Source organism: Ktedonosporobacter rubrisoli, from assembly GCF_004208415.1.
In the GTDB taxonomy this organism is placed as follows: domain Bacteria; phylum Chloroflexota; class Ktedonobacteria; order Ktedonobacterales; family Ktedonobacteraceae; genus Ktedonosporobacter; species Ktedonosporobacter rubrisoli.
Window position 1 is genome coordinate 6,558,747 of record NZ_CP035758.1, and the last position, 22,595, is coordinate 6,581,341.

A 22,595-nucleotide genomic window follows, 5' to 3' on the forward strand; every position below is an offset into this window, starting at 1 on the left:
TCCTTTACTCTCCACCTGCTGCGCTCACCGGCAGCGCACTCTCATAATGCGAGAAGATCCGGCGATAGAGATCGCAGCGATCCAGTAACTCTTCATGCGACCCCTGATCGATCAGCTCGCCCTTTCTGATCACAAGCACGGTATCGGCCCAGCGGATCTGCGAGAGACGGTGCGTAATCAATAAGGTTGTGCGGCCCTGCAAGACGCGCTTAATGGCCTTCTGTATCTCATCTTCGGTCGCGCTATCAACTGCGCTTGTCGAATCGTCAAGAATGAGGATACGGGGATCGGTTAGCAAGGCACGGGCGATCGCCAGGCGCTGGCGTTGACCACCCGAGAGGGTGACACCGCGTTCGCCGATGACTGTCTCATAGCCTTCTTTAAAGCCCATGATAAAGTCGTGAGCCTGAGCATCCCTGGCCGCCGCTTCAATCGCCGCCTGGTCGGCCTTCTGGCCAAGACCATAAGCAATATTCTCAGCGACAGTTCGCGAGAACAGGAAGATATCCTGCTCAATCGTCGAGATCTGCGAGCGCAAGGAGTCAAGGCTCCACTTGCGCACATCCACGCCATCGACAAGGATGCGGCCCTCGTTGGCATCATAGATGCGATTGACAAGCTTGGTAAGCGTGCTCTTGCCCGAACCGGTCTGTCCCACAATCGCGATGGTCTGCCCGGGTCTGGCCCTGAAAGAGATGTTCTTCAGGATAGGAGTTGAGCCATAGCTAAAGGTGACGTTCTCAAAGACTATCTCGCCCTCCATCTCGGCTTTATAGCCTTCCCCGTTCTCGTCAAGATCGCTTTCTTCCTTCATCAGGGCCAGAATGCGCCTGGCTCCGGCAAAGCCTAGCTGCACCAGGCTAAAGCTCCAGATTGACATAAAGGTTACAAAGCGCAGCTGGCTCATCAGAATCATAAACGAGACAAGCGTGCCAAGATTGATCTGGCCCTGTGAGAGCAGGTAGAGGCCGTGTAGAAAGGCCAGGGCCAGGAAGATGCCCAGCAGGAGCGTCGGTAGATAGCGTCCCTGAATGCGGCCATTCTTTACATAGTAGTCGCGATAGCGCGTCGCCTGCTCGGCAAACTTGCGCTTCTCCTGCTCCTCTTGCGCCGTGGCCTTGATTACCTCAACGCCGGTCACCGCCTCGTTGAGAACTGCATTGGTATCGCCAAACTGCTCGCGCATCTTGACCGAGACCGGGTTAAGCTGGCGCGAATAGAAACGCAGGGCAATGAAGAAGCAGAGCGTATAGGCCAGAGGCGTCAGCAAGAGCTGCGGGTTCAGTATAGCTATAAAGACGATGACCACGCTTAGACTTGAAAAGGAATCGCAGACGATATCAAAGCCAGGCACCACCATATCGTTAAGCGTGGTGATATCGTTGGAGGCTCGGGCCATGACATCACCTACCCGCTGACGATTGTGAAAGGTCTGGCTCTTGCCCAGCAGGTTGATATAGAGCTCTTCGCGGGCGTCGCGCGCAAAGCGCGTGGCAACCACCTGAGCGGTGAGGCGCGCCCCCAGATCGGTGGTCAGTGATAAAGCCACTATGCCTAGCACGCTCAGAGCCAGGACCAAAAGCTCTTGCGCCTTCCCCTGCGTGACCACATTAAATGCACTACCAGCCAGGAACGATATCGAAGAATACAAGCCATTCGTCAGGACTGCCAGCAGGATAAAACCGAAGGCTAGCAGCTTATAGCGTAAAAGATGCGAAGCAATCCAGCGAACAGGCCCAGAGGAATTATAGTGATATTCGCCAGCCACAGTAAATTCACTTTTTGAAAACAAGGAGACCTCCAGCCAGAAGTACGCTCCCAAATTCATGAGCAGTGAAAGAGCGCAAAAAGGAGAGGGTCTGGAAAACCCTCTTTACCTGAACCGTTTGTGAGGGACAAAGTACCCCTTACTTACACTTTTTACGAATTTGAGAACGCCCGAACGATGAACGAAAAGACTGTCTATATAGTATTGTATTTAGATTCTTACAATATTTCTAGAGGGAACCCAGCCGCTTTCGCCAGATTGTTTTACACACCAGCACCAACCACTCTCTTCTTTCTCTACCTGCAGCCCCTCTCCTTCAGTCAGCGTGAGCTCAATGGCCTTATAATCGACGCGTACGCTGGCGCGCAGCGCATTGAGCTCAAGGTAGGCCTCAGGAACCCAGCCGCTTTTGCCGGCTTTACTGGTACACCAGAGCCAGGTCCAACCATCCCAGTTGTACTCTCTGCCATTGAGAGTAACTTCTTCTCCAGCACGCACGGCAATGGGATCGGCCGCGCTTCGCTCGTAGGCCTTCGTTACCCGCCCTTTGCAGCTCTCAGCCATAATCAAGTCCAAACCTTCTGTATAGAAATATGCTCAGGCTTTCCACGCACGAAAACCAGGGCTTTTACGTATGCCCTGGATATTTTGCTCAGCTTGCTGGCAGGTAGGTCAACACAACATACAGCTTGACTCAGCCGCCAGCCCTCTCTTATAGTTCAATTGTTCTATCACTATCAGTATACTGTAAAGATCCTGACATCTTCTGTCAGGATTTCGACCACTTTTTGCTCCTTCAGGGCCTCAAAGCTTCAAGAACATGCGAATTTCCCTAAAACATAATTAATAGTAATCATTCACATAACTTGAAAGAATGATAATTATATGCTATTGTTTGAGTACTGTGAGAACACGAGCGAGAGGCAAAAATACTGCTTGCTTGCGTACTACAGGCACTTCACAATTGCAGGCTACCAGGTGGAAGCATGCACGACGACACAACTTCTGGCCCGTAGCCTCGTTATGGATCTGTCCCAGGTCGTTACCTAAGGAGGGAACCACAGTGATGTATAGCGAGACTGTCTTGCATCTGCAACTATGGCGCGTCATCGCCAGCAAGCGCAGTACTGGCGAGCTATTCAACTGGTTTACGCATACAGCTATTCAGCAATTTGGCACGCAGATCGCCCAGGTGTGGACTTGCCCTGGTGAACCCACCCATGAGCCCCACCTAGAATTGCTGGCTTTTGCCGAGGATCGCGCATATCCCAGAAACCTTACCGGCAGCAAACAGACACTGGCAGTAGTAGAGCACATGCTCCAGCAGCAATATGATATCCCACTCCAATCGGTGCTCAATGTCTTTCCCACCCACCTGGCCACGCTTCTGCAGCGCTACGGCATTAATTTCTGCGCCGGCTGTGGCATAAGGGAGGATCTCTACCTCTCTTCCCTTGAAAGCCCACAACACGCAGATCTAGCCGACACTCCCCAGAAATTGGGGATATTTATTTTCTTGCGCCGACCTCCCCAGAGGCCGCTTACAGACATCTATACATTGTTACGACAGGCTCTAGTGATGGCAGAGCAAAAGCAACTCTTACGGATTCAGCGAACCTCATCAGCTCCTGCCCAGCATGCTCGATCTCTCGCTCTCAAAGCGCTTGTACCCCGCCACACAATGGATGCTGCCGGAAACCCGCTCACCCTGACCATCGCAATAAGGGACAAAAACGCGCGCAATCTCTACCTGGCGATAGACGATCATAAGACCATCGCAGAGCTAGCAAGCCTTACGCAATTAAGTAAGGATGAAATGTCTCAGGCGCTACGGGTACTGCTCAAACAACAGCGCATTCAACTTTACGAACCTGGGCCAGGAGGAAAATCAGTTGATCACCGCCCAATCTTATACCAGGGAAGGAAGGACTGGCATTTATGACCTCAATTGTTGATCTGGACTCAACAACACTTCATAACATATTTGAAGCTGCCCAATTATTCGTCTCTTTTTGTATAGCTTTACGCGCTTTCTATCTTTATGGAAAAGCCCACAACTCCCGTTTATTTATCTTGTGGCTTGCGCTCAGCTTCATTGCTCTCACTTCTGCCGTTAGTATAGTAGGAGATAATCACTGGCTAGCGGGTCCGCTGAACACCAACTGGTTCAAGTACATAGCTCAAGCTGTGAGCTTTTTCTTTATCTGGCTTAGCACGTTCCGGGGGACAGAACGCTATTTACATCTCGTGCGAAACTTGCACATTGTCGGCTCTGTACTGCTGCTAGGCTTGCTGCTGGCCACTCCACTGCTGCCGGGGTTTCCCAATGCCTGGCTTCAGGTGACGTTAAGCTCATTACGCGCTGCAGTTTGTCTGTGCATCTTCTTCCAATATCTGATCTTCTTCTTCTCGAAAGCTACACACTTTAGCTTTCTTATGGGGGCTGCATTTTTATTTATTAGCTTTGGCTATCTTGTAATCTTTCCTAAATACTTGCTCTCCAACCAGGATCTTTTAACCAACACTGGGGATTGTATGCGCATCTTCGGTTTAGTTATCCTGCTCATTGCCTATCTGATTGGCTAAAGTCAGCGTACACTCTCAGTCGTCTTGTCCACGCATCACGATGAGCACCTGCATAGCAAAAGATAGCGCTTGTCTGGTAACGCGTGCTAAAACCTCCGGCCTTTGAGCTTGAGGGCTCACTTGCCGGCCGTCCCATCCAAGGGAAGCATGACGAAAAACGTGCTTCCCTCCCCTTCACTGCTCTCAACCCAGATATGGCCTCCATGTCCCCTGACAAGCTCTCGGCTGATATAGAGCCCGATGCCAAAGCCGCTTATCGACGGGTCCTGATTCCCGGCCCGGTAGAAGCGCTCGAAGATAAGCGGTATCTCAGGCTCAGGAATTCCCACCCCTTGATCCTTTACCCAGATCAGGACTTCTTTGATGCCCGTCCCAACGCGCCTGTAAGGGCGCAGTCCTACCTCTATCCGGCTCTCCCACGGGCTATATTTCACTGCGTTACTTATCAAATTCTTCATTACCTGCTCGATCCTTCCCCTATCATAGCGACCGATCAGGCGTTCTGAGGAAGAGAGATCTTCAAGAACAAACCGTATATTGTGCGTGCGGACCGTGTGAGTGTAGCGCTCAACCAATTGCGTTAAGAAACCGAGCAGCTCTTGCTGGCCGGGATGAATCTTTAGCGAGGTTTGTTCGAGACGAAAAGCATCGAGCATCTCCTCGATGAGCTGCGTCATATGCTCGCACTCGGTAGCGATACTATCGATGGCATAGCGTTGCGCAGTATCTGTTTCTTTATTGCGTGCTTGCAGTTGCAGGATCTCAGAGAAACCCATAATGGCGGTAAGAGGAGTGCGCAGCTCATGGTTGGCGATCACAAAGAACTCGTTCTTTTGGCGCTCAAGCTGTTTCTGGGCCGTAATATCCTGAAAGACCAACACAGCCTCGCTAATGATGCCTCCCGGTGTATAAATTGGCGCTGCGGCGCTCAGAAGCGCGGCGCTACTTCCATCCGAGCGCCTTACAAGGAGCTCCTGGCTGGGAACGATCTTGCCAGAAAGGGCCTGGATAAGGACAAAGTTCCAGCGAGCCACCAGTTGATGATCAACGCCAGTATTGACGGCAGATTGATTCAAAGGAATACCGATCAAGCGCGAAAGAGGCAGGCCAAGGAGCTGAGCAGCTGCCGGATTGGCATAGTTGATCTTGCTAGTCGTGGCCTCGACTAGCAACACGCCTCCCGGGAGCTGGTCAAGGATGGTATACAAGCGCTGCCGTTCATAGCCTATCGCGACATGATAGCTTTCGCTTTGCGCATTATTCACCGGCGGCAAGCTCTGACCTGTTCCATCGCTATGAGCTTCCTGCTCAGGCACCTCCTCGTTTGCTTGCCCAGGCGCTGCCTCCCGGATGGTAAGCAGCAAGTGAATAATCGTTCCCTGCTCATCGCTAAGGGGCTCAAGCGTCCAGTCCCAATAGGTATTGCCGCGCGCCAGGGAGTAATTGCTCCTGGCATGATATTTCTGTCCGCTTGCGACCACGCGCCTAAAAACAGCGATATTAAAAAAATCGTTAGCATCTGCAGTTGCCTGCTGAGGAAGGAATTTGTCTAAAGTGTACCCAAGCGCATGTCCTTGCTGCCACGCAGGCTCAAGGAACGCCTGATAAGCTGTATTTGCAGAAAGTAAGCGTAAATCGTGTGCATCAAATAGCGCAATCCCTAATGGGAGATGATCAAGTATCAGGTCCGCATATGAGGATAAATGCTGGGTATATGTTCGCGCGATATCCACACCGAGCAACCTTTCCTTACAAAGCAAAACTTTGCCTACTTCGAAAATTGTCAATATATGCTGGCGCCAAGAAACTTTAAATATTGTATTTACTTCATACTACCATAGAGACGAGAGGGGATGATACTTTATATCAAATATGGTACTTTATATACATCTATTTAAGTTAAGCTCATAAAAATTCCATTTGAATAGGCAATACGCATATGAACATAGGAAAAAGAGAAAGCTGCTTCTCTCTTCCCATTCAACGGAAGGTATAATACGTTATGAATGAGAATACCACTTCTGCAAATCAGCAGACAAATAGCTATGTGATTGACGCAGAAAACGCGGCGGAAATGGCCCGCCTCAACGTCCAAGATAAGTTGATCACCAGGGCCATGGGCGGCCTTTTCCCCGAACAAATTAATCTGACAGAGACGCGCCGACTCTTAGATATCGCCTGTGGGCCGGGTGGTTGGCTGCTTGAAGTCATGAAGCAGTATCCACACATGCAGGGTGTAGGGATCGATATTAGTCAACTTATGATGGAATATGCGACAGGGGCAGCTCAGCGCGAAAAGTTACAAAATGTGTATTTTCGCGTCATGGATGCGACACAATCCCTCGACTTCCCGGACCAGACTTTTGATCTCGTCAACGGGCGGATCTTAACCGGCTTTCTCTCTACTAATGGTTGGCCCTCTCTTCTTCAGGAATGCTGGCGCATTACCCGACCGGGCGGGAGTATCCGGCTGACTGAGCCTGAATATGGCTTTACCAATAGCGCGGCCCTTGATGCCTTAACCGGGATGATGGCCCAGGCTCTTCAGCGTACCAATCATTCCTTTTCCCCGCATGGGCGCACCTTTGGAACCACGCCCATGCTGCGCCTCTTAATCCAGCAAGCCGGCTATCAAGAGATTCAGCACAAGGCGCACGTTATCGATTACTCAGCAGGAGCAGAGCTTCATAAGAGCAACGTGCAAAATTTGCTCATAGTCTATAAATTGCTGCAGCCATTTCTTGTCAAGGCCGGGATTACCACGACCGAGGAAGCCGAAAGGCTGTATGAGCAAATGATCGAAGATCTGCAAAGGCCAGATTTCTGCGGGATCGATTTTTATCTCACGGTCTGGGGCCACAAATAAGCCCCGTACAGCGCTGCCGAGATGCCCTGACGGCTCTACGACAAAGCCAGCGCCCCATTATGCAAGGAGCAAGCTTGCGGAGAAAAGCTTAAGTTAAGCTCATAAAATTTCTATTCGAATAGACAACATACATAGGAGTTTGAGGAAAAGAGAGAGCTGCTTCTCTCTTCCCATTCAACGGAAGGTGCAATACGTCATGGATGAGAATGCCACTTCTGCAAATCAGCAGACAAATAGCTATGTGATTGACGCAGAAAACGCGGCGGAAATGGCCCGGCTCATGCTGCAGGATCATATGCTCACGCAGGCCATGGGTGGCCTTTTCCCCGAACAAATTAATCTGACAGAGACGCGTCGGGTCTTAGACATTGCCTGTGGGCCGGGAGGTTGGCTGCTTGAAGTCATGAAGCAGTATCCACACATGCAGGGTGTGGGGATCGATATTAGTCAACTTATGATGGAATATGCGACAGGGGCAGCTCAGCGCGAAAAGTTACAAAATGTGTATTTTCGCGTCATGGATGCCAGCAGGACCCTGGATTTCCCTGACAACTCCTTCGATCTGGTCAATGGGCGCATTCTTGCCGGCTTTCTCTCCACGCAGCAGTGGCCGCCGCTGCTTGCGGAGTGTTATCGCATCACGAAGCCTGGAGGAATACTGCGCTTAACCGAGGCCGAATGGGGCATCACTAACAGCACAGCCTATGATCGGATGACAGGGCTGATGATCAAGGCCGGATTGCAAAGCGGTCACGCCTTCTCGCCGGGTGGGCGAACTGTCGGAACTACAGCGATGTTACGCAGGCTGATGCTGCAGGCTGGCTATCAAGTGTTGGGACAGAAAGCATCAGCCCTGGACTATTCAGCGGGAACCCAGGCTCACAAGAGCAACGTCCACAACTTTCAGGTCTTCTACAAGCTCGCGCAACCCTTTCTGGCACAGATGGAAGTTGCCACTCAGGAGGAGTTGGATCACCTCTATGCACAGATGGAAGTCGAGATGCTAGCCGAGGACTTCTGCGCCGTCGATTACTATCTCACGGTCTGGGGCCACAAATAAGCCCCGGGCAGCGCTGCTTTCACACCAAATCCTACAAGTAGCGCTGCCGAGAGATCCTGATGGCTCTGCGCCAAAGCCCATCAACATAATCATGCCGAAAGCAGGCTTATTGAGAAAAGCTGCGGAAGACGGCGCCGGCTAACTTCAAGTTTCCCCGCGCATCCATCAGGCCAAACTTAGGATTCATTGTGTCGATCCAGGCATACCAGATAACCACAGGGACATGCAGCCGCCGTAGAACTATAAAACAGCGCCGCAGATATTCGGCCTGCCAGAATGTATCGCGGCTTCCATAGCCTATCTCCGTTACCCAGACAGGCTTGTGCGCTACGCTCTGATACTTCGTCACACCAGTGGCCAGATCGCCAAAGGGCAGCTTGCCACCAGAGCAGCCATGAGCGCACCAGCCATCAGGAGAGGTTCCGTATGGGTGAAGGCCCACGGCATCTATTTGCGCAAAGCCACCCGGGCTGCCCTGCATCACAGCCTTGAGATATTGAATCTGGCCCGAGACCAATCCACCCATAACAACTTTTGTCGCTGGGCTTTTTGTTTTTATGGTCCTGGTCGCCCGCTCAAGCAGATAAGCATACTCTTGCGGTGGAATATAGGGACAGTAGCCGGAGCGGCAAAAATCTTCCTCGTTCCATAGCTCAATTGCAGGCACAAAAGAGTTCGCGGCGAGAATCTGGTTAAGTTTAGGGACATAGACAGCATTAACATAAGTTCGCCAGGCTGAAAAAGGCATGCTCCGTCCGGGAGGTGGAGTCCTTGTCGTCTCGTTATTGACAAGAACCAGGTTTTTTACGTCTGCAGGCCAGGCAGAGCTGAAGGTCACCTGGCTATAGTCACCACGAACCCAGGCCGGCCCCAATATTTCCAGTTGCAGAGGAGATGGGATCTTGGCAGCAGCATGCGTGTCGATCTGTACCCCGAAGGTGGTCTCCTCTCCCCCAAAGGCCAAGGCTTTATTCCTCTGCTGACTCAGGCCCAAAGATAGTAGCATACTGGCGAGAAGAAGCAAGCATGGCAGAACTCTTCTTCCCAGAAAATATAAGACTTTTCGCTTCATGGCTGTACTTTAACAGTTGATGGCAGAAAATAAAGGCCATACATTTCGATATAAGCCTGCCTGAAGCTAGTAGTCTGTCAAGGTTTCTGTGAGGAGCCCTGGCGTTCTCCCTGGATCAAAAAGGCAAATTTCTTGCCACGATTTGTCAGGATTTCATGCTAATATAGAGATATCCATAGAACGCGATGAGGTTGGCCATGCGTGCAGATCGTTTGTTATCACTCCTTATGCTCTTACAAATTAAAGGGAATGTTACAGCCCAGGAGCTGGCTCGGCGCCTGGAGGTATCTGAGCGCACCATTTATCGCGATATTGAGGCCTTAAGCGCAGCTGGGATACCTGTCTATACCGAACGCGGCCCGGGAGGAGGCTGCAGGCTTGCCGAAGGCTATCAAACTACGCTGACCGGCTTGACAACTGATGAGTTGAACACGTTATTTATGCCCAGCCATGCTCTACCGCTGGCAGATCTAGGAGAGGATCGAGCCCTTAACACTGCACAGCACAAATTGCTGGCAACCTTGCCATCCACGCAGCAACGCGGCATCGAACATACGCGCCAGCGCCTGTATCTGGATTCCGCGGGCTGGTATCGCGGCCAGGAAGCCGTTCCCTTTCTCCTTACTCTGCGCGATGCCATCTGGCACGATCTTAAGGTGCAGATCGTCTATCGCAAAAATAGCGGAGAGATTATTGAGCGCGTTATTGAGCCACTGGGCCTTGTTGCTAAGGCCGGCATCTGGTATATGGTCGCCCTCTCATACGGAAAGCTGCGCGTCTTTCGCGTCTCGCGCGTGCGCCGGGCCAGCATTCTTAGCGAGGTCTGTACGCGCCCGGCCGATTTCGATCTAGAAAATTTCTGGGCCAGGTGGAGCAGCGAATTTCATGCCCAGCTCACCCGCTACCCGGTCACACTACGCATCTCGCCAGCCTTTATCCCTATCCTACCCCAGATTCTTGGCGAGGAAGCGCATAAATATCTTGAAGAGGCTGGCCCGGCCGATAGCGAGGGCTGGGTCGTTATCAGGCTCTCTTTTGACTCATTTGAGGCGGCCCGCAGCTACATTCTGGGCTTTGAAACAATGGCCGAGGTTATCGAGCCTGTGGAATTGCGCCGGAGCATTCAGGAGGTAGCCACAGAGATTGCCGAGTTTTATCGACTCCGCGATCAACGGGCAAACTCTTCTTTGTAAGCCGGCTCACTGTCCAACACAATACTTGAGCTCGTTGCAGGGCAAGCGATACAGGCAACAGCATGCATATATCCTTGCCCCGATTACGGCCCACGCGTTTAAATTATTAGCACCCCCAGAGGAAACTACCGCATGCACAGCTATTCCAGCAGCTACAGGATTGTGAACAGGTTTTCAAAAAGGTGGGAACAGGCCAGTCCGGCTGCGCGTCATTCTGCGGCAGCGCCTCGGTTACGATGCGCACATCTAGCTCAAATATGTCATCCATGACGGCCTCTACCGAACTCGGTGCAGAGGTAACTTCTTCCGTGAAAATAGGCATAACACTTCCTTTCCTTACAGCAAAAATCAGTTTCTTTTCCTGGCACCCTGACGAAAGCTGGCCGGCAAACCGCTCTCACCAAGAATTGGGACGTGACCCTGGTCCGCAATCCCAGGATTGATAGTCGAGGTACTTATTGAGCTTCTGACAGGGCAAAGTTAGAGACAATTTACCTCTATCTCTGCCTCTGTTATATCTCACAGTTGGCATTACATGTAACACTACACTGGAGCATAGTAATAGTGCAATATTTGGGACAAGTAACGTACTCGCTAAATTTGATGCCATTTAGTTTCTTCTCATATTCTGCGGTTGGCGCAACAAGCACGCGCACATCCAGATCAAACCACTCATCCATGTCCATTGCAGAGTTCTGAACCAGGGGAGCTTCTTCCGTGAGAACAGGCATAACGCTTCCTTTCCTTATGACAAGAAGAAAATACGACAGCGAGAAATAAGGTGCATTTGTTAATTAAGCTAGCATCTCTGCAGAAACTGGCCGGCAAACAATCCCTGCTATACAGGTAAATTCAGCTCTATATGCTCTATAGAGCTCCTCAGATTTTATTATAGAAATATATTATTAGCATTGTCAATAAAGGTAATATTAAAAAGATATGTTACAGATAGAAAAGGAGCAAATATTTTAGGGCCTGGCACATGGCGGGGAACGAGGTAGAGATAAATTACTTCTATCCCTACCCCTATTATTTAGAGCCTACCCACAGAAGGCAGGACATGAAGTGCTACAGCGATTCGCGAAGGTATGGCAAAATTTGGAACATGCTTGAAAGCTATGGGGGTTTTCATGTAGTTTCTTCTCATGCTCAGCCATTGGTGCAACGAGCACGCGCACGTCTAGATCAAACACGTCATCCATGGATATTGCAGAATTCCGAACAGCGGGGATTTCTTCCGTAAAAACAGGCATAACGCTTCCTTTCTTTGCGCTAAAAAACAACTGACATTCGTTGCTCAGGTTGGCACCCAGATAGAAGCTGGCCGGCAAACAGCTCCGAGTAGACATTGAGGACGTAGCGCTATTTGGCTTCCCGGGATAGGCAGCGTAGCATATAGTTACCTGCTCTATGGTAAAGCTATCTGCTACCCTGATGGCATCCTCTTAGCCGTAATTGTACATCTTTATCCACATATTTACAATAAATATAGTAGATAATCAATTGACATATTATTGAGTAACATTTGCTTTATATGATACATTGTTGGTATCTCGTCAGATATTAATTCTGATAGATCTTGTCAATAGAGCGCCTTTTGACGTAAATAAAATAATAGGCTATAATTCAGCCTGAGTTATGAAGGCACTGAAAGAGAAGCATCTCTATCCATGCTAGCGGCAAAGCTGAGGCTTCCAGCCTATGAGTTTATGCAACATGCAATGTTAGTAGCAATCTCATATCTCAGCCAATCCTGAAGGCCGCGATGGCTCTACCTCCACATACTAAGCGTTGTCGAGGAATGCCTTGTCATTCGTTACCGAAAGGACTTCTCAATGCCGGAGAAGAAGCAAACTGTCCATCAAGATACATCAGCACTCTATGTCCCCGCTGGCTTCTATATGCTGCGTACACCTACCTTGCCGGCAGACCTCTTTAAGCGTCTCGTCGCTACGGCTCCGGCCCCGCCTGAGAAGCAAGAAGAGCTGGAAGCCTGGCTACAAACCTCACAGGAGCAGTGTTATCAGCTCCTGGGGGAACTGGCAAGCCAGCCACAGATTGCCCTGGCCCTGGCTCTATCCAGCACGGCCCTGCACGAGGGGCTGACCCGTCTACGCCAGGACAACCTGCGCTCCTCGCGCATCAGGCGCACCTATTCCAGCCTGCTGCGCTATCTTATCCGGATGTGTACGCGCCCAACTCCCTTTGGCCTGTTCTCGGGCGTCACATTAGGCAACCTTGCCCCCAGCACGACGGCGCGCCTGGCCTCGCCTCCCATTGCGCAAATCCGCACGCGTCCAGATATGGAATGGCTCCTGGCCTTGCTGCAGAAAGTCGAAGAGAAGCGCGAATATGTCAAGCAGCTACGTGTCAGCGTGAATCAGACTGCCTATATTGCCGGCGAGCGCGCCTTGCTGCCCCTGGCCGATGCATATGGCCAGCAGGATAATCGCACCATCACACTACGTGCGACCTCGGTTGTACGCAAGGTTTTCGCCCTCGCCAGCACTCCGCAGCCCTATGCCGAACTACAAGCAGCCCTGCACCGGGCCTTTCCCCAGGCCACAACGCAGCAAGTCGAGAACTTGCTCTGGCAGCTCTGGGAAAACCACTTTCTGCTCAGCGATTTGCATCCGCCCCTGACTAATGCGCAACCCGCCGAATATATCGCCAGTTATCTCTCAGGGCTGCAAGAGACAGGGGAGCTTACGCAGAACTTACAGGCAGTATTAAGGGCGGCCTCAGCACTTGATAGCGCCGGCTACTGCGCCCCTTTGCAGCGCGTAGACGAGTTGAAGCAATCCCTGGAAGTGCTGAACCCAACCCAAAAAACGATCCAGGTCCAGGTTGACACAGCCTTGCAGCTGCGCGCAAGCGAGCTTCAACAGGGCATAGGCGAGCTCGCTGCTCAGGCTGCAGAGCTCCTCTTGCGTCTCTCGCCTGCTCCGCAGGGCAGCACGGCTCTGCAAGCCTATCGAATGCAATTTATCGACAAGTACGGCGAGCGGGCGGAGGTGCCGGTACTTGATCTGCTCAGCCCTGAGAACGGGCTCGATGCCCCATCTGGCTATATGCAACCGCCGCGCGCCTACCCCTTCCCTCAGCAAATCAATCGTCCCGAGACACCTCAGCGGGATCGCATCTTGCAGCTGCTGCTTGCCGAAGCGCTCAATGAGCATGCATTAGAAGCAGAGCTCACGCCGCAGCTCCTGCAGAAGCTTGAACGCTGGTCCCCGCGTCTTGAGCAGGCTCCGCCCTCATTGGAGATCTATTTGCAGATCCACGCGGACTCAGCGTCGGCTCTTGACCATGGACAGTGGCATGCCGTGATTGGCCAGAACTGCGGCTCTCCCGACGCCGGCCGGACCTTTGGCCGCTTCTATGATCTGCTAGAGGACAAGGGAATGGAAGCCTTACAGCAGATGGTCAAGCGCGAGGAAGCCTTGGAGCCAGATGTAATCTTTGCCGAGCTCAGCTATCTGCCCCGGAACGCGCGCGGAGCCAACGTCGCGCTGCGCCCGGCTTTACGCAGCTATGAGATAGTCGTCGGCACAACGCCCTCGGTTCCGGCGGAACGAGTTATCTCTTTGCATGACCTGGTTGTGGGAGTCCATAATGGACGTTTCTACCTGCGCTCGTTGCGCCTGGGCAAACGCGTCATAGTTGGTCAGACGCATATGCTTAACAGCATGACGGCTCCCAACGTCTGCCGCTTTATCCTCGATATAGCGCAAGATGCGCGCCCAGGCTTGGCACCCTTTGATTGGGGCGACCTTAACAGCGCGCCATTCTTGCCTCGCGTCAGCTTTAAAACTGGTCCCGAGAGCAGTCTAGTCTTAAGCCCGGCCCAGTGGCACCTTACGACCGAGACGATAGTCCCTACAGGGACGGGCAGCGACCAGGCCCGCTGGTTCCAGGGCCTGCAAAGCTGGCGAGCGCGCTGGCGCGTACCTCGTTACGTCTATATAACTCAGTTTGACAATCGCTTGTTGCTCGATCTCGATCATCCGGTCATGGCCGAGGAGCTACGCAACGAGCTGGCCAGATTGCAGGGAGAAGCCCAGATACAGCTTCAAGAGCTCCTGCCAGATTTTGAGCACCTCTGGCTGCAGGACGAGCAGGAAGGCCGCTATTTTGCAGAGATCGTCGTGCCTCTGCTACGCAGCGATGCCTTGCAAACGCAGAGCGGGACAGATCATGAAAAGCTTGAGCAGTTTAGCCCTCCTACCCACGCCCTAACACGGCGAGAGCGCAATGTCTACCCGGGCGAAGATTGGATCTTCAACAAGCTCTATGCTTCACCCAAACAGCACGATGAGCTTATTGCCGGTCCCGTACGCAGTCTGATCAAGCAGCTGCAAGAACAAGGCCTTATCGATCGCTGGTTCTACCTGCGCTATAACGATCCCGAGCCCCATTTGCGCCTGCGCTGCCATGCCAGCACGCCAGAGAAGCGCGGGCCTGCCTTGCAGCAGATCTTGCAATGGAGCCTGCAACTTGCCGAGCGCGGATTGCTGCAGCGCTACAGCCTCGATACCTACGAACGCGAAGTGGAGCGCTATGGCGGTCCTGACGCTATCGAGCTTCTTGAGCAGGTCTTTACCCTTGATAGCACGCTTACCAGCAATCTGGTTGCAGCCCACTATGCCCGTCATCTAACCCTCGATCCTATGCTCACCCTTGTCTTCAGCTATGAACAGTTCTTCGCGGCCTGGGGCTACGATCAGGCTCAGCGCCTGCAATGGTTACAGCAGCTTCAGACAGATAAATATGCCTGGAGCAAGGAATTTCGCGCCCAGCGCAAGCTCTACTGCGAATACTTCGCGCCCAGGAGCTCCGCGTCCGATCCCGACCAGCAAAAGCAACGCCAGCTCCTCCTCTCCCTCCTGCAGCCCTATACGGCCTCGCTGAGAGCCTGCGGCGAGCAGGTCCGCAAGCTGGCCCAAGGGGGGAAGCTTTGGGTCCCTGAGCATGAGCTGCTCGGTAGCCTTGCCCATATGCATAAGATTCGTTTTCTAGACCTCGATCGGCAAAAAGAGCTACAGGCATATGCGTTCTGGCACCATACTTTGGAGAGCCTGCGCCTACGCCCCGAGAAGAGCAAAGCCGCCGAACAAGAAGTCGGAATACATGAAAGCGGGGCCAGCCATGAAGCTTAGTCCACTGGAGCGTGGCAAACGGCTTTTACAGCATCTCGCCACCTTCAGCCAGGCCTGGAAGCGCACACTTACCTTGATCTGGCATACCCATCCAGGTCTAGTTATAGCCATTCTCGCCCTGACTATTCTGAGTGGCCTCCTGCCTTCAGCGCAGATCCAGTTGACGAGCCTGGTTATCCAGAGCGCGGCCCAGGCCATCCAGCATAGCCATGCTCAGGCCCTGATCAATCTCGCCATTACCTTCGGCGTCCTGCAAGGTCTCCTGATGCTCCTGAGCTCGCTTCTGGGCACGTTCCAGGAGCAATGCCAATCGCTGCTAACGCTAAGGCTGAATAACAAAATCAGCATTCTCATCATGGAGAAAGCCATCAGCCTTGATCTGCAGCACTATGAAGATGACAAGCTCTACGATAAACTGGAGCGTGCCAAATCTGAAAGCAATTATCGCCCCTACCAGATCTTCTCATATATGGTGCAGCTCTGCGGGCAGGTAGTCACCCTGGTCTCTGTCGTCTCAGTCCTGGTATCCTGGAACTGGATGCTGGGCCTGCTCATCTTACTGGCGCCCTTGCCATCGGTAGGCGCGCGGCTCTTCTATGGGCAGCGCGGCTATCAGATCGAGCGCGAGCGCGCGCCGCAGCGCCGTCTGCTCTGGTACTTAGAGTTCCTGGCAACCCACTCATATACTGTCAAAGAGGTTCGCCTCTTTCAGCTGGGCAAGCACTTCATGCAACGCTATAAGCAGCTCTACGACGCTTTCTATAAGGTTGATAGCGACCTGGCCAAACGCCAATCCCTGATGCAGATGCCTTTCGCCCTTCTTACAAATATGGCCTCGGCCGGCGCGCAGATCTATGCCATCGTGATTACCATTGCCGGCAACCAGATCGGCGCCCTGGCGGGCTATATGCAAGCCATCGCGGTAGTCCAGAGCAGCGTAGGCGGCCTGCTGAACAGTATCGCCGAGCTCTATACCAGCAACCTGTTTGTCAGCAATCTGTTCGAATTTCTTGACGTAGCTCCCGGCACCATCAAGAGCGGAACGCGCAAAATGCCAAAGCGCTTACAGAAGGGCATCGAGTTTCGCAATGTGAGCTTTGTCTATCCAGGCACAGAGACCACCATCCTGCATAATCTTAACCTCTTCTTGCGCGTTGGCGAATGCGTGGCCCTGGTGGGACACAACGGAGCCGGCAAGACCACCCTGGTTAAGCTGCTCAGTCGATTGTATGAGCCGAGCGAAGGCCAGATCTTGCTAGACGATTATCCCATCGAGGAATATGATCTCGATGATCTGCGCAAACATATAAGCATCATTTTTCAGGATTTTGTGCGCTACAACCTGAGCGTACGCGAGAATATTGGCTTTGGTCGCGTGGAAGAGCTTGAGAATAAGGAGAGCATTCGCGACGCCGCAGTGGCCAGCGGCATCGGCACGGTTGTTGAGGAATTTCCCCAGCAATACGAGACAATGCTAGGACGCATGTTTGAGAAGGGCCAGGACCTCTCGGGAGGGCAGTGGCAGAAAATAGCTCTGGCCCGCGCGTTTATGCGCCACGCCCCGATAGTTGTGCTGGACGAACCCACGGCCTCAATGGATGCCAAAGCCGAAGCCGAGATCTTTGCCCGTATGCAGAGCGTGGCCACCGGAGCAACTACGCTTCTGATCGCCCACCGCTTCTCTACTGTGCGCATGGCCGATCGCATTATAGTTATCGATCAGGGCAAAATTATCGAGGATGGCACGCATGAGGAACTCATAAAGCAAGAGGGCACCTACGCCCAGCTTTTCAGCTTGCAGGCTGCTGGCTACCTGAACTAACCGCACATAACACTGGAGGTGCCAGGGCTTTCCGCCTGCTGCACCTCCATTCTCTTCCAGCTATCCCAAAAGCAAAAGAGTGGCATAAGCTGATAAAATACATAAAGATAAATGATCTAAGTGTTTCAAAATTAAAAAGCCTATCTGTCAGCTTATTACTAGTGCCCGTCAAACGTCATTTGAGGCCACGCCGCCTCCGGCGGAGATAGGGGGAATGGGGCCAATTCGCTAGATCGTGACGTAGCCTCCAAACCCCCAGATCAGGGACCGCAATCCGCTCGCTCGCGGCGCCCCCTGGCAATGCCGTTGGTTTCACTAATCAAGTAAACCTGACAGACCATCAGAATCCGGAGGGAAGAAAAGATATGTGTGGAATAGCCGGATGGGTTGACTGGGAGCAGGATCTTACCCAACAAGGGCCAATCGTACAGCACATGGCCGATACCCTCTGCCACCGAGGACCCGATGCAGAGGGAAGTTGGCTTGCCCCGCACGCCGCGCTTGTCCATCGCCGTCTGATCGTCATCGATCCCCAGGGTGGAACTCAGCCCATGGTTCATCAACAAGGGAACCAGACCTATGCGATCACCTACAATGGTGAAATCTATAATTTTCGCGAGTTACGCAGCGAACTAGAAACGCGCGGACACACCTTTCGCACGCGCTCAGATACCGAGGTGCTCCTGCACACCTATCTCGAATGGGGCATAGATTGTGTGCAGCATTTAAACGGTATCTTTGCCTTTGGCCTCTGGGATGAGCAGCAGCAGCGGCTCTTGCTAGCCCGCGATCACCTTGGCGTCAAGCCCTTGTTTTATGCGCGTCGCGGCAGTTCGATCATCTTTGGCTCAGAGCTCAAAGCCCTCTTAGCCCATCCTGCCGTTAAGCCCGAAGTTGATATCCATGGCCTGACAGAGCTCTTCGGCTTCAGGCGCGCGCCGGGCTCCGCCGTCTTTCGCGATGTCCATGAACTGCGACCCGGCCATCTCGTCGTCTGCACCCACCAGCAGCTGCAGGTTAAGCGCTACTGGGCCCTGCAGAGCGCTCCCCATACCGACGATCTCGTCACAACTACAGAGCATGTGCGGGCCCTCCTGGAAGATACGGTCAGAAGGCAGCTCATCTCTGATATGCCCCTTGTCGCCATGCTCTCCGGCGGCCTGGACTCAAGCGCACTGACCGCCCTGGCCGCGCGCGAATTCAAGCAGGAGGGCAAGCAACTGCACACCTACTCCATCGACTTCGCCGAGAGTGCAGAACATTTCCAGGGCAACGCTCTGCGCCCAAGCCTTGATGCGCCCTGGGTCAAGCGCGTCTCCGAATATGTGGGCAGCCAGCATCACACGCTCGTTGTGGACACGCCCGAGCTAATAGATAACCTGCTGGTTCCTCTGCGCGCCCATGATCTGCCCGCCATTGGACAGATAGAGACCTCGCTCTACCTGCTCTTCAAAACCATGAAGCAAGACGCTACCGTCGCCATCTCTGGCGAATCGGCCGATGAAGTCTTTGGCGGCTATCCCTGGTTCCATAACGAGGAGGTGATCAAGGCGCCCACCTTCCCCTGGATCGCCATTAGCGGAATGGATGTAAGCAGACGTCAGCGGCAGGCTTTATCGACCTGGCTCGCGCCCGAGCTACAGAGTAAGATTGATTTTGCCGGCCACATCCAGCAGCTCTATCAAGACAGCCTGGCCGAAGTTCCACGCCTGCCAGGCGAAGATGCCCGTGAGGCCAGGATGCGCGAGATCTTTTATCTGAACCTCACGCATTTCCTCCCCATGCTGCTAGACCGCAAGGACCGCATGAGTATGGCTGTGGGCTTCGAGGTCCGTGTGCCATTCTGCGATCATCGCCTTGTCGAATACGTGTGGAACATTCCATGGGAGATGAAAAATACCGGGGGCATCGAGAAGGGCATCTTGCGTGAGGCTATGACCGGCATCCTGCCAGACGATGCGCGCAAGAGACGCAAGAGCGCCTATCCCTCCACGCAAAACCCGACCTATGTTGAGGCCCTGCGCAAATATACCTTGCAGATCCTGGCGAATCCGCAGGCGCCAGCCTTAAAGCTCACAAACCCTGAGTTCCTGCGCATGCTTGTTGAGAAGAAAGTGCAGCTCCCTGACGAAGCAAGTGTCTTCTTTTTTGAGCGCGTCATTCAGCTCAATACCTGGTTCCAAGAGTATCACGTGAGCATTGTGGAGTAGAGGCAGTCGCTATCAGCCCGAGACAGCGTAAGAGCTCCGCCCGAGGTTATGTCGCCTCGCGGAGCTCTTACGCGTAAGCCAGTGTCTTCGCGCACCTCTTGCCAAAGCAGTTGAAGCGCATAGCACATTGGACCCTGGCCGGTACAAATCTGCTGGCGAGCCATCCCGGCGTACGGCAAGCAGGATAACCTGGCTATTTTACCTCAATCGTAATAGGCATATCGGCGATATACATTGCGCACATCTGTCCAGGTTTACAAAGTGCCTGGCTGTGGAATATGAGTTGTGTCGAACCCGTACTTTTAGCCACAAAGCGCCATACGCACATTTTCGTCGTTTGATTGGCATAGCCGGCCGGTTGCTGGACCTGTAAGATGTCCTGCTGGGCTCTGGTGGGACCAGTCCATTTATGGCCGAAGGGGAGCTGCACCGCGATCACATCGCCAGTATGCGCCGTGACAGTGCCATTCACATTGCCAAGGCTGGCAGTCACATTCGGCTTGGAAGCCGGATTCAGCACAGCATTGTTGGGGCAACCAAAGGCAGAACCATTGCCCGCAGCCGTCGTCCCCTGTGGCGGCGGAGTCGGCTGAGGATTCGTGGTTGAAGATCCACCACAGGAAGCCAGGACAAACGCCGCAACCAGAGCGAGTAGCGTCAGATAGAAAATTGACCTATGTAGAGCAGGAACCCTATGCATGAGTACAAACTCCTTTACCTGCTAAACTCTAGCAACATTAACACAGCATCCTTTGTCTTGACGTAGCCCGACTACCAAAAGTTCCCCACATCAATTATCACGCATATTACCGCATTTGAAAACCGGTAGCCCAATACTAAGCCCTCAGCTCGGCGTGGAGAGCATAACCAATAGCTCTTCGGTATCGGCGTGGAAGCGGTTAGTTGGCAGGACTTGATGAGTCAGGCCCAGACGCAAGGCCTCGTGCGCACTGAGCGTTTCGCCGCTCTGCATAAGCTGGCTAGTCTGCTCCTGCCCAATCAAGGCAGGGATGCATGCCGAAACGGCGTCGGGAAAGACTCTTGCATTCACTGCTGGGAGGCGAAAGGTAGCATCCTCCCGGGCAATTACCGTATCGCAGAAGGCCATGAGCTCGCAACCCGCGCCAAAGGCCTTGCCTTTAACCAGGGCAACTGTGGGAATATTTTGCTCATGCAAGGCTTTAAAGGCGTTGCTGGTAGCTGTGGCGGCCTGCAAAAGTTTGGCCTTGTGCGTCTCCGAAGCTTCGTGCACGTCCACGCCGGCACAAAAAGCCAGTTCGCCTGTCCCGGTAATCACAATGAGATGTGGCCGCTGCTTGAGGGCCTTGAGCATGGCTGCCGCTAATTGGTCGAGAATAGTAGTTGTCAGTGGGTTAAGCGGGGGTTTATCAAGAATGAGCCAGAGAATGTCTTTACGTAAGCGAACATGGATATCTGGCATGCAAATGTTTCCTATCAGCAGAGCTGTACCTTGTCTATTACCTGGCTGAAACAGTATCTCAGCGCCACTCTATTGCTTCCATAATACGCGATGCTGCGTCGCTCTGCAAGGGGTTTATCGCAAATAGCGCAGGCGGGCGACCAGCACTGGCCGCCCGCGCATATACAAGTATCCTATCAGCTAGCGTCCGCTGAAATTGCCTTTACGCTTCTCTACATAGGCCGCCAGGCCTTCCTTGGCATCCTCGCTCTGGAAGCAGAGCTGCTGCAGCTCGCGCTCGATAGCCAGAGCCTCGGAGAAGGCTACCTCTGAGCCTGACTGCACGGAGCGCTTGATGCGGCCAACCGTGCGCGCGGCCTTGTTGGGCGGACAGAAGGATTTCGCGTACTCCATCACTTTGTCCCAATAGCCCTCGGAATCATAGATATAGTTAATCAGGCTCAGATCCAGAGCCTCCTCAAAGCTGATAAGCTTGCCCTCAGTCATCAGCTCGATGGCCCGATTCTTGGGCAGAGCACGCGCCAGGCGCTGCGTACCACCGGTGCCGGGCAGCACGCCAAGGTTGATCTCGGGCAGGCCAACCTTGCCAGCATTGCGGCGCGCAATGCGAATGTCGCAGGCCAGGGCAATCTCCAGGCCGCCACCAACCGTGTGGCCGTTGAGGGCCGCGATGACAAGTTTGGGCGTCTGCTCCAGGCGGTTGAGGGTCTCGTTGGCATGGAGGCAGAAGTAATATTTGAAGGTGGGAGTTACGGCATTGAGCATGCTGATCTCTGCGCCGGCGCAGAAAAACTTCTCGCCCGAACCCCGCAGGAGAAGCACATGCACGTTCTCGTCGAAGCGCGCCTGCAAAATAGCCTCGTCCAGCTGGCGCATCATCTCGTGACTATAGGTATTCGCCGGTGGGTTGGTAAGCTCGATGACGGCTACTCCATCGGTTACTGTATAGTTGACGAGCGTTCGTTCAGAGGTCGTTGTCACGGTTAGCCTTCCTTTCGTGCTGCGTAGTTATCCAGAACACTATCATCTTTGACGTGCTCAAAAGGCGTACGACAAGCATTACAGTAATATTGAACTGTCAGCAGTTGCTGACCAAACAAGGAAAAGATTTCGGTCTCGCTTGAGCCGCAGTAGGGACAGATGACAAGGTTTTCTTTCTGTCGCTCACTGCCAGTATAGTCTGTGCTCATAGAACATCTCTTTTTTTGCCGCCTGCGGGCTGCAGGGAGGGGAGATGCTGGGGCGTAGCCTCCGTGCTCCAGGTTAAGAGCCTTTGCCCTCAACAATCCCTTTTTTACATCTTGCAACTCACTCAGTGGCCGGCAGGGGAAGATGCTGGGGCCAATCCGCTCGCTTGCAGCGTAGCCTCCGTGCCCCACGTTAAGGGTCTGGCCCTTAACAATCTCTTTCCGCCATGC

General features: G+C 53.1%; 18 protein-coding genes. 8 read left to right on the forward strand and 10 right to left on the reverse strand.

Annotated elements, in window-relative coordinates; translation table 11 throughout:
• Nucleotides 1-4 precede the first annotated feature (4 nt).
• Nucleotides 5-1,792: an ABC transporter ATP-binding protein gene (locus tag EPA93_RS28545; protein ID WP_242527162.1), complete on the reverse strand. Its 1,788-nt coding sequence runs from the start codon at nt 1,790-1,792 to the stop codon at nt 5-7.
• A 186-nt stretch (nt 1,793-1,978) separates the two neighbouring features.
• Nucleotides 1,979-2,332: an SH3 domain-containing protein gene (locus tag EPA93_RS28550; protein ID WP_129890780.1), complete on the reverse strand. Its 354-nt coding sequence runs from the start codon at nt 2,330-2,332 to the stop codon at nt 1,979-1,981.
• 502 nt (nt 2,333-2,834) lie between these two features.
• Here EPA93_RS28550 and EPA93_RS28555 point away from each other — a divergent pair.
• Together EPA93_RS28555 and EPA93_RS28560 are read left to right on the forward strand one after the other, a co-directional pair.
• Nucleotides 2,835-3,710 (forward strand): hypothetical protein, encoded by an 876-nt coding sequence (locus EPA93_RS28555; RefSeq protein ID WP_129890781.1) that lies wholly within the window; start codon nt 2,835-2,837, stop codon nt 3,708-3,710.
• Entirely contained in the window at nt 3,707-4,354 is a 648-nt protein-coding gene (locus EPA93_RS28560) for a hypothetical protein (protein ID WP_129890782.1), read from the forward strand. Before EPA93_RS28555 ends, EPA93_RS28560 begins: the two co-directional genes overlap by 4 nt.
• Before the next feature lie 116 nt (nt 4,355-4,470).
• On the opposite strand, the gene EPA93_RS28565 is transcribed toward EPA93_RS28560, so the two are convergent.
• Nucleotides 4,471-6,087 carry a PAS domain-containing sensor histidine kinase gene (locus tag EPA93_RS28565; protein ID WP_129890783.1) on the reverse strand — a complete coding sequence of 539 codons (1,617 nt, stop codon included), beginning with the start codon at nt 6,085-6,087 and terminating at the stop codon, nt 4,471-4,473.
• 269 nt (nt 6,088-6,356) lie between these two features.
• Here EPA93_RS28565 and EPA93_RS28570 point away from each other — a divergent pair, with 269 nt between their 5' ends.
• Entirely contained in the window at nt 6,357-7,220 is an 864-nt protein-coding gene (locus EPA93_RS28570; protein ID WP_129890784.1) for a class I SAM-dependent methyltransferase, read from the forward strand.
• A gap of 196 nt (nt 7,221-7,416) precedes the next feature.
• Nucleotides 7,417-8,280 (forward strand): class I SAM-dependent methyltransferase, encoded by an 864-nt coding sequence (locus tag EPA93_RS28575; RefSeq protein WP_129890785.1) that lies wholly within the window; start codon nt 7,417-7,419, stop codon nt 8,278-8,280.
• 106 nt (nt 8,281-8,386) lie between these two features.
• On the opposite strand, the gene EPA93_RS28580 is transcribed toward EPA93_RS28575, so the two are convergent.
• Nucleotides 8,387-9,244, reverse strand: a complete 858-nt coding sequence (locus EPA93_RS28580; protein WP_165423455.1) for a glycosyl hydrolase — start codon at nt 9,242-9,244, stop codon at nt 8,387-8,389.
• A 305-nt stretch (nt 9,245-9,549) separates the two neighbouring features.
• Between EPA93_RS28580 and EPA93_RS28585 the strand changes: the two genes are divergently transcribed.
• Nucleotides 9,550-10,545 carry a helix-turn-helix transcriptional regulator gene (locus tag EPA93_RS28585; RefSeq protein ID WP_165423456.1) on the forward strand — a complete coding sequence of 332 codons (996 nt, stop codon included), beginning with the start codon at nt 9,550-9,552 and terminating at the stop codon, nt 10,543-10,545.
• Between the two features lie 106 nt (nt 10,546-10,651).
• Here EPA93_RS28585 and EPA93_RS28590 read toward each other — a convergent pair whose 3' ends face one another.
• Both EPA93_RS28590 and EPA93_RS28595 read right to left on the reverse strand, forming a co-directional pair.
• Nucleotides 10,652-10,867 (reverse strand): hypothetical protein, encoded by a 216-nt coding sequence (locus EPA93_RS28590; protein ID WP_129890788.1) that lies wholly within the window; start codon nt 10,865-10,867, stop codon nt 10,652-10,654.
• Between the two features lie 190 nt (nt 10,868-11,057).
• Nucleotides 11,058-11,276, reverse strand: coding sequence for a hypothetical protein (locus EPA93_RS28595; protein WP_129890789.1), 219 nt, complete (start codon nt 11,274-11,276; stop codon nt 11,058-11,060).
• Nucleotides 11,277-12,380: 1,104 nt separating this feature from the next.
• Here EPA93_RS28595 and EPA93_RS28600 point away from each other — a divergent pair.
• The 3 genes from EPA93_RS28600 to asnB all read left to right on the forward strand — a co-directional run bounded on the left by EPA93_RS28600 (nt 12,381) and on the right by asnB (nt 19,736).
• Nucleotides 12,381-15,704: a lantibiotic dehydratase gene (locus EPA93_RS28600; RefSeq protein ID WP_129890790.1), complete on the forward strand. Its 3,324-nt coding sequence runs from the start codon at nt 12,381-12,383 to the stop codon at nt 15,702-15,704.
• On the forward strand, nt 15,676-17,526 hold the full coding sequence (locus tag EPA93_RS28605; protein ID WP_165423457.1) for an ABC transporter ATP-binding protein: 1,851 nt from the start codon (nt 15,676-15,678) through the stop codon (nt 17,524-17,526). Before EPA93_RS28600 ends, EPA93_RS28605 begins: the two co-directional genes overlap by 29 nt.
• A 365-nt stretch (nt 17,527-17,891) precedes the next feature.
• Complete coding sequence (gene asnB, locus EPA93_RS28610) at nt 17,892-19,736, forward strand: asparagine synthase (glutamine-hydrolyzing) (protein WP_129890792.1); 1,845 nt, start codon at nt 17,892-17,894, stop codon at nt 19,734-19,736.
• A 193-nt stretch (nt 19,737-19,929) separates the two neighbouring features.
• Here the strand turns inward: asnB and EPA93_RS28615 are convergent, their stop codons facing one another.
• The 4 genes from EPA93_RS28615 to EPA93_RS28630 form a co-directional block, all read right to left on the reverse strand.
• Nucleotides 19,930-20,436: a hypothetical protein gene (locus tag EPA93_RS28615; RefSeq protein WP_129890793.1), complete on the reverse strand. Its 507-nt coding sequence runs from the start codon at nt 20,434-20,436 to the stop codon at nt 19,930-19,932.
• A 144-nt stretch (nt 20,437-20,580) separates the two neighbouring features.
• Nucleotides 20,581-21,177: an enoyl-CoA hydratase/isomerase family protein gene (locus tag EPA93_RS28620; RefSeq protein ID WP_129890794.1), complete on the reverse strand. Its 597-nt coding sequence runs from the start codon at nt 21,175-21,177 to the stop codon at nt 20,581-20,583.
• Between the two features lie 180 nt (nt 21,178-21,357).
• Nucleotides 21,358-22,158 carry an enoyl-CoA hydratase/isomerase family protein gene (locus EPA93_RS28625; protein WP_129890795.1) on the reverse strand — a complete coding sequence of 267 codons (801 nt, stop codon included), beginning with the start codon at nt 22,156-22,158 and terminating at the stop codon, nt 21,358-21,360.
• A gap of 2 nt (nt 22,159-22,160) precedes the next feature.
• Nucleotides 22,161-22,367: a PaaD-like zinc ribbon domain-containing protein gene (locus EPA93_RS28630; protein ID WP_129890796.1), complete on the reverse strand. Its 207-nt coding sequence runs from the start codon at nt 22,365-22,367 to the stop codon at nt 22,161-22,163.
• Nucleotides 22,368-22,595 lie beyond the last annotated feature (228 nt).